Raw genomic sequence first — 13451 nt, forward strand, 5'->3', positions numbered from 1 at the left:
GCTTAAAAAGAACGAACTAGTTTGATCTAGTTCGTTCTTTTTTAATACACAAATTCAATTGTTAAATAAGGGTAGTCTTCTTTTAGGGCATCGTATAATTTGATGCGGTCCTGTGAGAGTTGGATTAGGGCCTGTCCGTCTTGTAAGATAGGTGCGACATAGATTCGGGCAGTCAACTGCATTCCTTGTTTGTAGACAAAGATTTCCATATCAGAAAGTGGTGATCCGTAATGTTCCTCTAAAAATAAGCGTAGTTTTTCTTCTAATTGAGTCCCTTGAATCGTAGAATTGGCAAATTCTTTAAAAGAAGTGACTAAGACTTGAATCGGCTCTTTAATAAAGAGAACAATCAAGCAGATGGTGATGAAGAAGTCACCGGTATAATGAAGAAAATCCAGCGAACTTCCCATAGGAATCAGGTGAAGCAAGAGAATAGCGACACCAACCCCCATCGAGATCAACCCATCAATCAGATTTCCTTTGCTCTCAGCTTGGACAATAGTACTCATATGGTTGAGTTCCTTGCTTTTTTGATGATTGTAAAAAGCCAAGCCGAAACACATGATAGAAGTAATAACCGTATAGGGAAGGACAAAATCCGTTGTCATCGGTATTCCTTGGTTTTCAAAGAAGAAACGAAAAGCCGTTGAGCTGGTTTCCAAAAAAGTAATAAAGAGTAAAAGCAAGATGGCCAAGGACTTGATGACACCGTATAAAGGCTCAAGGAAGTAGAGGCCGTTCGGGAAAGCGGTGGTCGTCCGGTGGCTATTTTTGGAAATGAGCAGTGCAGCTAAGGTCGATACAAAGGCAATCAAGGTAAAGACGGCATCTAATAGAAGTGAATTTAAGTCTGTCACAATATAGACTGCCAATCCCAGCAAGCCAGAAATGAGATTGACGATAGCTGAAATGGTGAGTGAGCGGCGTTCGATTCTTTTTTTGTCCATGGCATTCTCCTAGTTTTATTTCAAATAATATTATACAAAAAAAGGCTTGATTTGGCGAATCGGCCTTTGTTTTTGACTATTATCTTGCTTATTTTGACTATTTTTATATTATTTTTGACAAAAATTATTATTTTTTTGACAATGATAATTGTCAAAATAAAAATGATGTGTTACAATAAAACCATCAAAAGGAGATGTAAGGAGATAAGAAGTATGAAATGTTTAAACCAAGTCCCACAAAATGTTACATTACTAGAAGCATTGATCTGTTTAGCGCTTCTTACCATGTTGTTCTTAGATATATTTAAGATTCAGGCCATTAGCACAGAATTCCTGCTTATCCCCGTGTGCCTACTTGGGCTAGTTGATGAAAACACAAAGAAGGACAAGAGGAAAGAAACAGGTGAATAAAAAATGAATCCATCATCAAGTAAGGAGAAATAAATTTATGGAAGTAGTTTTAGCATTGTGGGCAATTTATTATGCCTATACTAGTCAAAGAAAAGTGAAGACACTTAATCTTAAACTCAAAAAATTTGAACGCAAAAATAAAGGAGAAAACACCATGTCACAACTTATCACCAAATTAATCAATCAAAATGTCCAAGTTAGCTTTTATTCTGAATTAGAATCCTATGTTTGGACAGTACTAGAAGTAGATGAAGACTGGGTAAAATTAACCAAAAGTACTAAAAAAGGAAAAGTAACGACGCGCTTGGTACGTGTAGATGATATCAGGACGATTGAATTAGTTTAATACTGATTTATAAAAAATTAATTAGTTTTACAATCAAGGGACAAAGAAATTGAGGAATGTAAAATGATAAAAGAAAATATTTATTTGAAAGCTATCCAATTCTTTTACGGAGTTCCAGGAAAACTGGAAGAAAAAGACCACAAGGCTTTGACGACCTATATATGTCCCTTATAACTGTTATATTCTTTTCCTTTATCATTGGCCTATTTATGAATAAAGATGTGGTAACGTATAGTGTCTTTGTGACAATTATTCTTGCACTGGTTCGACAAGATGTTCTTGTGAAGAAGCTTGGAGTGGATAAATTGTATATTCAGAAGTCTGAGGTGCAGCAGGCACAGGGAAAAATGTTCCGCAGAACGCTTGCCTAAACTGGAATGCTAGCAGTATTGTCCATTATCGTGAGCTTGGCCTTATGGCAATCAGGGATTCCACAAGAGAGTGGCACAAGCGCCCAAGTCTATTTCCAAATAGTATTTCCAGGTACAGTTGCTATGATGTCGGTCATCGGTTTTGTCAGTCACTTTATCGCAAACCGTCGTAAGATTGTGATGCAATAAGGAGTTTATTATGAAAAAATCATCAGACAAATCACCATTGATCATAACAGGAAGTAAGGTTCTTGTTGTCATAGGTATACTGACATTGCTAACATTTGTTTGGTATATTCTAAAGAATGATGTGGATCCGATTACCCTACTCTTATTGGGAGGTGGATTTGTGAGTTCCCTTCCTGTTTTGGTGACACTTGACCATGAAAATAAAGAATAGTTTGAATATTTTAGGAAAGAAAGAGAGAAAATAATGACAGCAATTATTGAAGTAAAGAATCTTGTCAAAACCTTTGGTCCTCAAACAGCCTTGGACGGGATTTCATTTGACATCAAAGAGGGAGAAATCTTCGGTTTCTTGGGACCATCAGGATCTGGAAAGACCACCACTATCAATATTTTAACCGCTCAGCTAATCGCAGATAGTGGGCAGGCTTCCGTGTTTGGCAAAAAAGCCAGCGAGCTGACGAGTGAGGATTTTGCAGCGATTGGGATTGTCAGTGATACCAGTGGTTTTTATGAAAAAATGACCCTCTACAAGAATCTTCAAGTGTACAGCAAGTGGCATGGTGTGGACAATGCGAAGCTGGATGAATTACTAAAAAAGGTTGGTCTGTTTGACAGCAAGAATAAGCCTGCTGAAAAATTATCGACAGGGATGAAGCAACGCATGCTGCTAGTCAGAGCCTTGATCAATAGCCCGCGGTTTTTGTTCTTAGATGAGCCGACTAGTGGACTGGATCCAGCAACTTCTCGTCTGATTCACAAATTGCTCTTGGAGTTGAAAGCACAAGGGACAACGATTTTTTTGACGACCCATGATATGCAAGAGGCGACCCTCTTGTGCGACCGCGTATCCCTTCTTTATCAAGGAAAGTTGGTCGAAACAGGTCGGCCAAAAGCCTTGATGAAAAAGTATTATACGGATAAACGGGTTCTTGTTCGCTACGAATCTGGACAAGAGGTGGAAATGGCCTACGACGAATTGGCCCAACTTGCCAATATCGAAGAGATTGAGACCATTCATTCGTGTGAGCCGACATTAGAGGATGTCTTTATCGCATTGACAGGAGGAAAACTACATGATTAAGCGTATGGGAGCTCTCTTATGGAGCCGAAAAGAAGTCATTTTAGCCAATAAGATGGTGGTCACCAATCTCTTGATGCCCCTCTTGATGGTTGTACTCTATCAATTTATGTTCAAGGGAAAAGAAGACATGGAGCAGATGATTTTCTTTCTGGTCTTACCCATGGTTCCAGCCTTTATCGGCTATATGTTGCCGACTATTGTTTCAGAAGAGGCGGAAAAAAATAACCAACGCAGTCTTCGATTAGCAGGTGTCAAATCTTGGGAATATATACTAGCTAGTCTGGTTCCACCCTTTGTTATCAATCTTATCTACTTGATTGCGTTGCCTTTTTACCTTAAAATCGACTGGCGTGACCTGGGGACTAGTTATCTGCCGGTGATGTTGGTCTCCTCGATTATAATCTTTTTGCTCTTTATGGGCTTGGCCCTATTGGTAAATAGCCAGTCACGTGCGACTATTCTTGCCATGCCGGTTATGATGGCGACCGCTTTTTTACCACTTTTTACCATGTTGGATAAAACAGTGGAAAAAATCGTTGGCTTTACCTATATGGGCTCTTTTGTCCAGTATAGTCAAGACTTGGCTAGCTATGAGTTGGGACACAACAGTTTTCTTGTGCTCCTTATCTGGTTGCTGGTATCAGTGGTGGCTGTTGTGTGGATTACCAAAAAGAAACAAGTGATTCGCTAAATAAAGAACACAAAAGGAGGTCCTTATGACTATCATATTAAAAAATCGGCTCAAGGAATTACGAGCCAGAGATGGGGTTAACCAGACCGAGATGGCAAAGCTGGCAGAAGTATCACGCCAGACCATCAGCCTGATTGAGCGAGGGGAATATACCCCTTCTGTGATTATTGCATTAAAGATTGCTCAAGTATTTCATGAGCCCTTAGAAAATGTTTTTCGGATTGAGGAGGTAGAAGAATGAAACAAGGAAAACAATTAACACTAGGAAAACGAATTTTACGCAATGTTCTCTTCTTTGTTGTGGCATTTCTCGTAGGAGGAGTCATCGGTTTCTTAGCAGGCTATTTTGAATTTACAGGGGTTGATTTAGGAAAAATCATTAATATTGGCAATCTTCAAATTCTCCTACGTACCCTAGTAATTCTACTCTTTTTAACCTTTTTAGTTCTGATTTATCGTTCTCGTAAAAGCCATGCTCTTTATCAGACGATTGATGACGAAGAGGATGAGCAATTGGAAATGGTCTACAAACAGATGCACCGCCATCTCGAATATGCGACTATTATTTTCAATATTATGACAGTTTTTTCAATTTTACTTATTTTGATGAGTTTTTCTATTATTTTTAAAGAAGACTCTGCCAGCATGGATTTTCAAATTTTAGATTATCTTTTGACCATAGGGATTTTGCTTAGTGGACAAATTTTGGTGTTTAAGACTACTCAAAAGATTCGGGAATACAAATTGTCAGCCTTCCCGACTATCAATGAGGTAAAAGACTATGTGTATTCCTTGGATGAGGGCGAAAAACAAGCGAACTTTGAACAGGCTTTTCTTACCAATTTTAACCTCAACCAACGTGTTCTTCCGACGTTGTACGTATGTGTTTTTGCCTTGGATTTCATTTTACAAGAAAAACAGTATGTGGCTTACCTGGTTCTAGCGATTGTCCATGTGTATATCAATGTAACCAATATGAATATGGTTCGGAAGTACTTTAAGTAATCAATTGTCAAAAAGGAGATTTATGAACATGAATGTGAAACAATTTTTAAAAGGGCTAGGATTCGCCATCTTATATTATGTCTTATCTATCGTGGGCTCTGCTCTTGTACAGATGCCTCTAGGAGAACCCCCATCATCTGTCGGTGAGATACCAGTGTTTGTTTTCGTCTTTTATGTAGTGACTGGGTTTGCTTTGTTGGGGCTATTTTGCTGGCTCTTGTTCAAAGAAAAACCGATTCAGGTAGCAGCAAATCCGCTCACCAAGTCAATCTGGCTTATTTTGGGGCTTTATGTGGTGTACATGGCAGTGCAACAAATCTTTCCGACTATTTCTCCAAACCAAGAGATGGCCATTAAAATGACACAAGGAAAACCAGTTTGGGCCTTCCTAGCCATTGTGATTGCGGCTCCAATCGCGGAAGAATTGTTCTACCGTAAGGCGCTAGCTGTTTGCTTCTTTGGCAAGATGAACAATCTCGTTTTAATTGGATTGTATCTTTTCGTATCGAGTGCATTGTTTGCATGGGTCCACCAAAGTGCGACACTTTATCAGTTTGGAACTTATTTCACCATGGGGATTATTTTTGGTTTGACCTACTTATACAAACAAGATATTCGCCATAGTATGGCTCTTCATATTTTTAATAATTTGTTGGGGTATTTGAGTATTTTGTTTTTAGCATAATAAAAAAGAGAACAGTGTTCTCTTTTTTCGTTTATAGTCCGTAATTGTAATCGTCGTTTTGCATGGCTTCAACGGTTCCAAGAAGGTAGCCGTTTCCGACTTGCGAGAAGAAGTCGTGGTTGGATGTTCCGGTTGAGATTCCGTTCATGACGATCGGATTGACATCGTCGGCTGAATCTGGGAAGAGGGGATCTTGTCCCAAGTTCATGAGGGCCTTGTTGGCATTGTAGCGAAGGAAGGTTTTGACCTCTTCGGTCCAACCAACGGCATCGTAGAGGCTCTCCGTGTAGCCTTCTTCGTTTTCGTACAATTGGTAAAGCAAGTCGTACATCCATTCGCGGAAGCTATCTTGCTCTTCTTCTGGTAATTCGTTAAATCCAAGTTGGAATTTGTAGCCAATGTAGGTACCGTGGACCGATTCGTCACGGATGATCAATTTAATGATTTCAGCTACGTTTGGCAATTTGTTGTTTCCAAGGTAGTAAAGCGGTGTGAAGAAACCAGAGTAGAAGAGGAAGGTTTCCAGGTAAGTAGACGCTACTTTCTTCTGCAAAGGGGTACCATTTTCGTAGATATCATTGATTATTTTTGCCTTGGTTTGCAAGTATTCGTTGCTGTTGGTCCATTCGAAAATCTCTTCAATTTCTGATTTGGTGTTCAAGGTTGAAAAGATAGAAGAATAGGATTTGGCATGGACAGATTCCATAAACTGAATGTTGTTCAACACAGCTTCTTCGTGAGGTGTCCGCACATCGGCACGGATGGCTTCAACCCCAGATTCGGATTGCATGGTATCCAAGAGGGTCAATCCACCAAAGACTTTTCCCACCAAGTCTTTTTCAACAGCGGATAATTTACGCCAGTCGTCCAAGTCGTTTGACAAAGGAATCCGTGTGTCGAGCCAGAATTGCTCGGTCAGTTTTTCCCAAGTGGACTTGTCGATAACATCTTCAATTTCATTCCAGTTAATGGCTTTGTAGTAAGTTTCCATAAGTTCTCCTAAATAGAGTGATACAACTATTATAACATAAGTCAATAGCCCAAAGTGATTTGGGCTATTGCTGGGATCGTAACTAGTTCGTCATGTTTCACACTGTTACGAGACGGGGTGAGCTTGTCGGGGATAGCTTTTGCAAGTTCGTCAGTGTGCCTTCTTGCTCCTAAATAGGACCTAGCTTGGCTGACGAAGCAGGTCTCCAATCCAGCTTAAGGGATTAGATGACACAGCTTTCACATTGGTTGGCACCGACTTCTTCGCCGTCATCCGTAAAGGTACGAACATAGTAGATGGATTTGATGCCCTTGTTAAAGGCATAGTTGCGCAAGATTGACAAGTCACGTGTCGTTTGTTTGTTTTCTGTCTTCCATTCGTAGAGTTCTTTTGGCAATTCACTACGCAAGAAGAGGGTCAAGGACAACCCTTGGTCTACGTGTTCAGTAGCAGCGGCATAGACATCGATGACTTTACGCATATCCATATCATAGGCTGACTTGTAGTATGGAATAGTTTCTGTTGCCAAACCAGAAGCAGGGTAGTAGATTTTACCGATTTTCTTTTCTTGGCGTTCTTCAATCCGTTGAGTAATTGGATGGATAGAAGCAGAAACGTCATTGATGTAACTGATGGATCCGTTAGGTGCAACCGCAAGACGGTTTTGGTGGTACAAGCCATCTGCTTGAACCTTGCTACGAAGATCCGCCCAATCTTGTCCACTTGGGATAAAGATTCCATCAAAGAGGGCTTTAACGGTCTCAGAACTTGGTTGGTAGTCGCCTGTTACATATTTGTCGAAGTAGCTACCATCTGCATATTTTGAGTTTTCAAAATTGTGGAAGGTTTCTTTGCGTTCACGAGCGATGTTGTTTGATTCCACCAAGGTCCAGTAGTTGAGCAACATGAAGTAGATGTTGGTAAACTCAACTGCTTCTGCTGATCCGTAATCAATTAAGTTTTGAGCCAAGAAGGAGTGCAAGCCCATTGCGCCCAAACCGATGGAGTGAGCCTGGCTGTTTCCGTGTTCAATCGATGGAACGGCAGAGATGTGGGAGTGGTCTGTGACATAGGTCAAGGCGCGTGTCATGGTACGAACAGAGCGACCAAAGTCAGGGGATTTCATCAAGTTCACAATGTTGGTTGATCCCAAGTTACAAGATACGTCAGTTCCTAAAGTCAAGTATTCTTGGCTGTCGTTCAAGACACTTGGTGTTTGAATCTGAAGAATCTCTGAACACAAGTTAGACATGATAATCTTACCATCGACAGGGTTGCTGCGGTTGGCAGTATCGATGTTGATAACATAAGGATAACCAGATTCTTGTTGGAGTTTTGAAATTTCAGTTTCCAAATCGCGGGCCTTGATTTTGGTCTTACGGATGTTTGGATTTGTGACCAACTCATCGTATTTTTCAGTGATGTCAATGTAGCTAAATGGCACACCGTATTCTCGTTCGACGGAATAGGGACTAAAGAGGTACATATCTTCATTGTTACGAGCCAATTCGTAGAATTTATCAGGAATAGTGACACCAAGTGACAAGGTCTTAACCCGCACTTTTTCATCCGCATTTTCTTTCTTAGTCGATAAGAAGGAGATAATATCAGGATGGAAGACGTCTAAGTAAACAACACCCGCCCCTTGGCGTTGGCCAAGTTGGTTGGAGTAGGAGAAGCTGTCTTCAAACAGTTTCATAACTGGTACAACCCCAGATGCAGCCCCTTCGTAACCTTTGATTGGAGCACCTGCTTCACGGAGGTTAGTAAGAGAGATACCAACACCACCACCGATACGAGACAATTGCAAGGCTGAGTTGATAGAACGGCCAATCGCGTTCATATCATCTGTCACCTGCAAGAGGAAACAAGAAACCAATTCTCCACGGCGGGCACGGCCTGCATTTAAGAAAGAAGGAGTTGCAGGTTGGTAGCGTAGGTGGATCATTTCATTGGCTAAATCCATTGCCAATTCTTCATTTCCTTCTGCAAAATAAAGGGCATTAAAAAAGACACGGTCTTCCATGCTCTCCAAATAGTAGGCACCGTCGTTTGTTTTTAAGGCGTATTGTTGGTGGAATTTGTAAGCAGCCATGAAAGACTTGAATTGGAAATCTTGGTCCTTAATAAATTGAGCCAATTTCTCAAGAAAGTCATTTGAATAAGCTGTTAAAAAGTCTGCTTCAATGTAGTTTTCTTTGACAAGGTAGTTGATTTTGTCCACCATTGAATCAAATTTCATGGTGTTTGGTTCAACGTTTTCTTTAAAGAAGGCTTTCAGGGCTTCTTGGTCCTTGTGAAGAGGAATTTGACCATTGATGGGACGGTTGATTTCATTATTGAGGCGGAAGTAGGAAACATCGCCAAGTTCTTTTAAACTCATAATCTGTTTCTTTCTATTTATATAGTAGATTTTATACTAAGGCTTTTAATTTGCCAGGTTGGAAACCTGAGAAGACGTCGTTTTCTGTCTCGATAACTGGAGCAGCAGAAAAGCCGAGTTCCTTTACATGAGCGATGTATTCTGGCTCTTCGTCCAGATTAATTTCTTTATAGGTTACCTTGTGTTGGTCCAAGAATTTCTTGGTCATTTTGCATTGGACGCAGTTATTTTTTGAATAGACAGTTACCATCTTCTTCTCCTTGAAAAAATTTAATACCAATATAGGATACACTGAATAGGCGAAAAAGTCAACTTTCCAACACTAAATATAGTGTCAGGGAACCCAAAAACATACGATATATTGTGTAAACCTTATTAAATCAAGGGATTTCAACTATTTCAGAAAACGAGGCTAATTTTCAGAAAATGGCAAGTCCAAAGATACTTACAAGTTAATGTTATAAAAAGTAACATAGAAATAAAAAACACCTTGCATTATCATTGTGATTGGTGTATAATAATTCAAACAAAGAAAGAGGTAGATTATGGCTAGAGAGTTTTCAAAAAAAGTTATGACTGTAAAAGGAAAAGACTATTCTTATTTTGATATTGCTTCTGTCTGTCAAAAAGAAGAAGTTAATATTGATACATTGCCTTATACCATTCGAATTCTATTAGAGAGCTTATTACGTAAAAAAGACGGTGTAGATGTCACAAGATATCACATAAATGATTTGATTCACTATTCAGCTATATGTCCAAAAGGAGAAGTCCCTTTTAAACCCAGTCGAGTGATTTTACAAGATTTTACAGGTGTTCCAGTTGTTGTGGACTTGGCCTCTATGAGAGAAGCGATTGTCAAACAGGGGGGGAGTCCTGATTTAATCAATCCAGAGATTCCGGTAGATTTGGTTATTGATCACTCTGTTCAGGTAGATGCCTATGGAACGCCGACTGCCTTAGCAGAAAATATCGAGTTAGAATTTGAGCGTAACAATGAGCGGTATGAATTTTTGAAGTGGGCGGAACAATCCTTTGATAACTATCGAGCTGTCCCACCTGCAACTGGAATTATTCACCAAGTCAATATTGAATTTTTGAGTGATGTCGTAATTGAAAATGACGGTATGTTATATCCAGATTCTATGTTTGGGACGGATAGTCATACGACTATGATCAATGGGATTGGTGTGCTTGGCTGGGGTGTTGGTGGTATTGAAGCAGAAGCGGCTATGCTTGGTGAAGCCTCTTATTTCCCAGTACCAGAAGTTATCGGTGTTCACTTGACAGGGAAGTTGCCAAAAATTGCAACAGCTACGGACTTGGCTTTGCGTGTGACGCAGTTGCTTCGTACAGAAAAAGTTGTCGGAAAATTCGTAGAATTCTTCGGAGAAGGTCTGGCGAACTTGAGCTTGGCGGATCGGGCAACCATTGCCAATATGGCGCCTGAATATGGTGCGACCTGTGGATATTTTCCGATAGATGACGAAACGCTGAATTACATGCGTTTGACCAACCGTGACGAGGACCATATTGAATTGACAAAAGAGTATGCCAAACGCAATCATCTCTTTTATAATCCGTCCACACAGCCTGTCTATACAAAGGTGGTGGAGTTAGATTTGGCAACTATTTCGCCGAGTATTTCAGGTCCAAAACGCCCTCAGGACTTAATTGATTTAACACAAGCCAAGGAAACCTTCCAAGCTTCCATTGTAAAAGAAGCGGGAGTGCAAGGGTTTGGATTGACCAAAGAGGAATTAGATAAAAAAGCTCGCGTTACTTTTGATGATTATGAAGAAGAGATTTCAACTGGGCATGTGGCGATTGCGGCAATTACTTCTTGTACCAATACGTCTAATCCCTATGTATTGATGTCGGCTGGTCTTTTGGCACGAAATGCAGTTGAAAAAGGATTGAGTGTTTCTCCGACTGTCAAAACGTCACTGGCCCCAGGGTCAAAAGTTGTGACGGGTTATTTAGCCAATTCTGGTTTGCAAGCATATTTGGATCAGCTAGGTTTTCATATTGTTGGTTATGGCTGCACGACTTGTATCGGTAATTCGGGCAATCTGAGGCCAGAAGTTGCAAAAGCTATTATCGATACAGATTTACTTGTATCAGGTGTCTTATCAGGGAATCGTAACTTTGAAGGCCGGATCAATCCCTTGGTAAAAGCTAATTTCTTAGCCAGTCCCCCCTTGGTGGTTGCTTATGCCTTGGCGGGAAATACAAACATTGACCTAACAAGTGAGCCGCTAGGTATTGGCAGAGATGGTCAAGCAGTTTACCTCGATGATATTATGCCAACAAATGATGAGGTGACTGCCTTTGTAGACCAGTACGTGACACGTGAACTTTTTGAAAAAGAATACGAACACGTCTTTTCGGATAGTGAAAAATGGAACCAGATACCAACAGAAAAAACAGATATTTACAAATGGAATCAGGCTTCCACCTACATCCAAAACCCTCCATATTTTGATGGATTAGACGATGAATTGGTTATCAAACCGTTGTTGAATCTTGTGCCCCTTGCCAAGTTTGGTGACACGGTGACAACGGACCATATTTCCCCGGCAGGAAATATTGCTCGAAACAGTCCGGCAGCCCAGTACTTAGGGGAAAATGGTGTTGACTATATGGATTTCAATTCCTACGGTAGCCGCAGAGGCAATCACGAAGTGATGATGCGAGGAACATTTGCCAATATTCGGATTAAAAACGAATTGGCTGCGGGAAAAATTGGGGGATATACGGATTACAAGGGCGAGATTGTACCCATCTATGATGCGGCAATGGACTATAAAAAAGATGGCATTGGAACCTTGATTATTGCTGGAAAAGATTATGGAATGGGCTCCAGTCGGGACTGGGCTGCGAAAGGGTCCAATCTTTTGGGGGTTAAGGCTGTTTTGGCAGAGAGCTTTGAACGCATTCATCGTTCGAATTTGGTGATGATGGGTGTTTTGCCTCTTCAGTTCTTGGAAGGTCAAACTGCAGATACTCTTGGTTTGACAGGTCGTGAGACCTATGACATTCATCTGTCAGAGAACCCTGGTATTCAAGATGTGATTGAGGTTGTGGCACACGGAGAAGCAGGAGATATTCGTTTCCAAGCACTTGTGCGTTTTGATGCCCAAGCCGATATCCGATACTACAAAAACGGGGGTATTTTACCGATGGTTGTCCGAAAAAAATTAGAAGGGAATAAAGCATGACAGAAGAAAATGGTCTAAAAGATTTGGTTGCCTGTAATACTCGAATTAGTTCCATAGTAGGCGACAATCTCTCTTATGCGGGCTATGATATATCTGAATTGATGGATCATGAAGCTAGTTTTGAAGAAGTGATTTACCTGTTGTGGAATTTGCATCTTCCGACGCAGATTGAACTGCACCAATTCACAAAAGAATTGCGTGCGAATTATGCGATTAGTGATGCGGTAGAACAATGTATCCTCATTCAGTCTCGGAAACACCTTCATCCCATGAGTGTGCTTCGGTCAACCGTTAGTCTCTTGGGGGTCTATAATATACAAGCAGAAGACAATTCGATTGAAGCAACCTATGGGCAATCAATCCAGTTGATGGCTAAGATTCCAACGATTATTGCAGCTTTTGCGAGATTGAGAACAGGACAATCTCCTATTGAGCCACGAGAAGACTTGGGATTTGCAGCAAATTTCCTCTACATGTTGACAGGTGTTGAGCCAAAAGAAATCGAAGTAAAAGCTTTGAATCGTTCCTTGATTCTTCATGCAGACCATGAGCTCAATGCCTCGACATTTGCTGCTCGTGTATGCGCCTCGACCCTATCAGATATTTATTCTTGTGTGACAACAGCTATTGGAACGCTCAAAGGGCCTTTACATGGCGGGGCCAATGAACGAGTCTTTGATATGCTAAAAGAAATCAAAGAACACGGGGATACCCAGCAATACCTAAAGGAAAAATTGGATTCTCAGGAAAAAATCATGGGATTTGGCCATCGCGTCTATAAAACTCAAGATCCACGAGAAAAATACCTTCGTCAGATGGCCAAGGAGTTGACTTCTGGCACTGAAAACGAGGTCTGGTACCAATTGTCACGTGAAATTGAAGATTACATGAAACATACCAAGGGACTGATTCCAAATGTCGACTTTTATTCGGCAACGGTCTACCATATCTTAGGAATTGATAGCTCCATCTTTACCTTGATTTTTGCTATGAGCCGGGTTTCGGGTTGGATTGCCCATATCCAAGAACAGCAAAAAAACAATAAATTGATTCGTCCACGGTCTCACTATCTGGGGCAAGAGAATTTAGCCTATTTGCCGATTGGAAAACGTTAAAGCTAGAAAGGAAGA

16 protein-coding genes are annotated in these 13451 nt (G+C 40.7%); 12 read left to right on the forward strand and 4 right to left on the reverse strand.

Annotation, left to right across the window (positions count from 1 at the left end; genetic code table 11):
* Positions 1-41 precede the first annotated feature (41 nt).
* Entirely contained in the window at positions 42-947 is a 906-nt protein-coding gene (locus ACVR1I_RS06125; RefSeq protein ID WP_447443148.1) for a cation transporter, read from the reverse strand.
* Positions 948-1160: 213 nt separating this feature from the next.
* On the opposite strand from ACVR1I_RS06125, the gene ACVR1I_RS06130 reads away from it, so the two are divergent.
* The 10 genes from ACVR1I_RS06130 (at position 1161) to ACVR1I_RS06175 (ending at position 5726) form a co-directional block, all read left to right on the forward strand.
* Positions 1161-1358 (forward strand): hypothetical protein, encoded by a 198-nt coding sequence (locus ACVR1I_RS06130; RefSeq protein WP_447443149.1) that lies wholly within the window; start codon positions 1161-1163, stop codon positions 1356-1358.
* A 154-nt stretch (positions 1359-1512) separates the two neighbouring features.
* Positions 1513-1704: an aspartyl-tRNA synthetase gene (locus tag ACVR1I_RS06135; RefSeq protein WP_447443150.1), complete on the forward strand. Its 192-nt coding sequence runs from the start codon at positions 1513-1515 to the stop codon at positions 1702-1704.
* A 221-nt stretch (positions 1705-1925) separates the two neighbouring features.
* Entirely contained in the window at positions 1926-2075 is a 150-nt protein-coding gene (locus ACVR1I_RS06140) for a hypothetical protein (protein WP_447443151.1), read from the forward strand.
* A 6-nt stretch (positions 2076-2081) separates the two neighbouring features.
* A complete protein-coding gene (locus tag ACVR1I_RS06145) occupies positions 2082-2264 on the forward strand; it encodes a hypothetical protein (RefSeq protein ID WP_447443152.1) in 183 nt (60 codons plus the stop codon).
* A gap of 10 nt (positions 2265-2274) precedes the next feature.
* Positions 2275-2475 carry a hypothetical protein gene (locus ACVR1I_RS06150; RefSeq protein WP_447443153.1) on the forward strand — a complete coding sequence of 67 codons (201 nt, stop codon included), beginning with the start codon at positions 2275-2277 and terminating at the stop codon, positions 2473-2475.
* A gap of 33 nt (positions 2476-2508) precedes the next feature.
* Positions 2509-3345: an ABC transporter ATP-binding protein gene (locus ACVR1I_RS06155; RefSeq protein WP_447443154.1), complete on the forward strand. Its 837-nt coding sequence runs from the start codon at positions 2509-2511 to the stop codon at positions 3343-3345.
* Positions 3338-4036: an ABC transporter permease gene (locus ACVR1I_RS06160; RefSeq protein WP_447443155.1), complete on the forward strand. Its 699-nt coding sequence runs from the start codon at positions 3338-3340 to the stop codon at positions 4034-4036. Before ACVR1I_RS06155 ends, ACVR1I_RS06160 begins: the two co-directional genes overlap by 8 nt.
* A gap of 25 nt (positions 4037-4061) precedes the next feature.
* The gene (locus ACVR1I_RS06165; protein ID WP_447443156.1) at positions 4062-4277 is read left to right on the forward strand and encodes a helix-turn-helix transcriptional regulator; all 216 of its coding nucleotides are present in this window, start codon (positions 4062-4064) and stop codon (positions 4275-4277) included.
* Positions 4274-5041 (forward strand): DUF3169 family protein, encoded by a 768-nt coding sequence (locus tag ACVR1I_RS06170; protein WP_447443157.1) that lies wholly within the window; start codon positions 4274-4276, stop codon positions 5039-5041. The genes ACVR1I_RS06165 and ACVR1I_RS06170 overlap by 4 nt, the downstream gene beginning before the upstream one ends.
* Before the next feature lie 28 nt (positions 5042-5069).
* The gene (locus tag ACVR1I_RS06175; RefSeq protein ID WP_447443158.1) at positions 5070-5726 is read left to right on the forward strand and encodes a CPBP family intramembrane glutamic endopeptidase; all 657 of its coding nucleotides are present in this window, start codon (positions 5070-5072) and stop codon (positions 5724-5726) included.
* Between the two features lie 31 nt (positions 5727-5757).
* Here the strand turns inward: ACVR1I_RS06175 and nrdF are convergent, their stop codons facing one another.
* The 3 genes from nrdF to nrdH all read right to left on the reverse strand — a co-directional run bounded on the left by nrdF (position 5758) and on the right by nrdH (position 9350).
* On the reverse strand, positions 5758-6717 hold the full coding sequence (gene nrdF / locus ACVR1I_RS06180; protein WP_447443159.1) for a class 1b ribonucleoside-diphosphate reductase subunit beta: 960 nt from the start codon (positions 6715-6717) through the stop codon (positions 5758-5760).
* 223 nt (positions 6718-6940) lie between these two features.
* Positions 6941-9100 (reverse strand): class 1b ribonucleoside-diphosphate reductase subunit alpha, encoded by a 2160-nt coding sequence (gene nrdE / locus ACVR1I_RS06185; RefSeq protein ID WP_447443160.1) that lies wholly within the window; start codon positions 9098-9100, stop codon positions 6941-6943.
* A gap of 31 nt (positions 9101-9131) precedes the next feature.
* Entirely contained in the window at positions 9132-9350 is a 219-nt protein-coding gene (gene nrdH / locus ACVR1I_RS06190; RefSeq protein ID WP_447443161.1) for a glutaredoxin-like protein NrdH, read from the reverse strand.
* Positions 9351-9645: 295 nt separating this feature from the next.
* On the opposite strand from nrdH, the gene acnA reads away from it, so the two are divergent.
* Positions 9646-12321: an aconitate hydratase AcnA gene (gene acnA, locus ACVR1I_RS06195; RefSeq protein WP_447443162.1), complete on the forward strand. Its 2676-nt coding sequence runs from the start codon at positions 9646-9648 to the stop codon at positions 12319-12321.
* Positions 12318-13436 carry a citrate synthase gene (locus ACVR1I_RS06200; protein ID WP_447443163.1) on the forward strand — a complete coding sequence of 373 codons (1119 nt, stop codon included), beginning with the start codon at positions 12318-12320 and terminating at the stop codon, positions 13434-13436. Before acnA ends, ACVR1I_RS06200 begins: the two co-directional genes overlap by 4 nt.
* The last annotated feature ends 15 nt before the right edge of the window (positions 13437-13451 follow it).

It is taken from the genome of Streptococcus cameli, assembly GCF_053207365.1.

Coding starts and splice junctions, on each gene's coding strand:
- nrdE (WP_447443160.1), bottom strand. CDS start 9,100: ATGAGTTTAAAAGAACTTGGCGATGTTTCCTACTTCCGCCTCAATAAT.
- ACVR1I_RS06160 (WP_447443155.1), top strand. CDS start 3,338: ATGATTAAGCGTATGGGAGCTCTCTTATGGAGCCGAAAAGAAGTCATT.
- ACVR1I_RS06175 (WP_447443158.1), top strand. CDS start 5,070: ATGAATGTGAAACAATTTTTAAAAGGGCTAGGATTCGCCATCTTATAT.
- nrdF (WP_447443159.1), bottom strand. CDS start 6,717: ATGGAAACTTACTACAAAGCCATTAACTGGAATGAAATTGAAGATGTT.
- nrdH (WP_447443161.1), bottom strand. CDS start 9,350: ATGGTAACTGTCTATTCAAAAAATAACTGCGTCCAATGCAAAATGACC.
- ACVR1I_RS06155 (WP_447443154.1), top strand. CDS start 2,509: ATGACAGCAATTATTGAAGTAAAGAATCTTGTCAAAACCTTTGGTCCT.
- ACVR1I_RS06145 (WP_447443152.1), top strand. CDS start 2,082: ATGCTAGCAGTATTGTCCATTATCGTGAGCTTGGCCTTATGGCAATCA.
- acnA (WP_447443162.1), top strand. CDS start 9,646: ATGGCTAGAGAGTTTTCAAAAAAAGTTATGACTGTAAAAGGAAAAGAC.
- ACVR1I_RS06170 (WP_447443157.1), top strand. CDS start 4,274: ATGAAACAAGGAAAACAATTAACACTAGGAAAACGAATTTTACGCAAT.
- ACVR1I_RS06130 (WP_447443149.1), top strand. CDS start 1,161: ATGAAATGTTTAAACCAAGTCCCACAAAATGTTACATTACTAGAAGCA.
- ACVR1I_RS06125 (WP_447443148.1), bottom strand. CDS start 947: ATGGACAAAAAAAGAATCGAACGCCGCTCACTCACCATTTCAGCTATC.
- ACVR1I_RS06165 (WP_447443156.1), top strand. CDS start 4,062: ATGACTATCATATTAAAAAATCGGCTCAAGGAATTACGAGCCAGAGAT.
- ACVR1I_RS06200 (WP_447443163.1), top strand. CDS start 12,318: ATGACAGAAGAAAATGGTCTAAAAGATTTGGTTGCCTGTAATACTCGA.
- ACVR1I_RS06135 (WP_447443150.1), top strand. CDS start 1,513: ATGTCACAACTTATCACCAAATTAATCAATCAAAATGTCCAAGTTAGC.
- ACVR1I_RS06150 (WP_447443153.1), top strand. CDS start 2,275: ATGAAAAAATCATCAGACAAATCACCATTGATCATAACAGGAAGTAAG.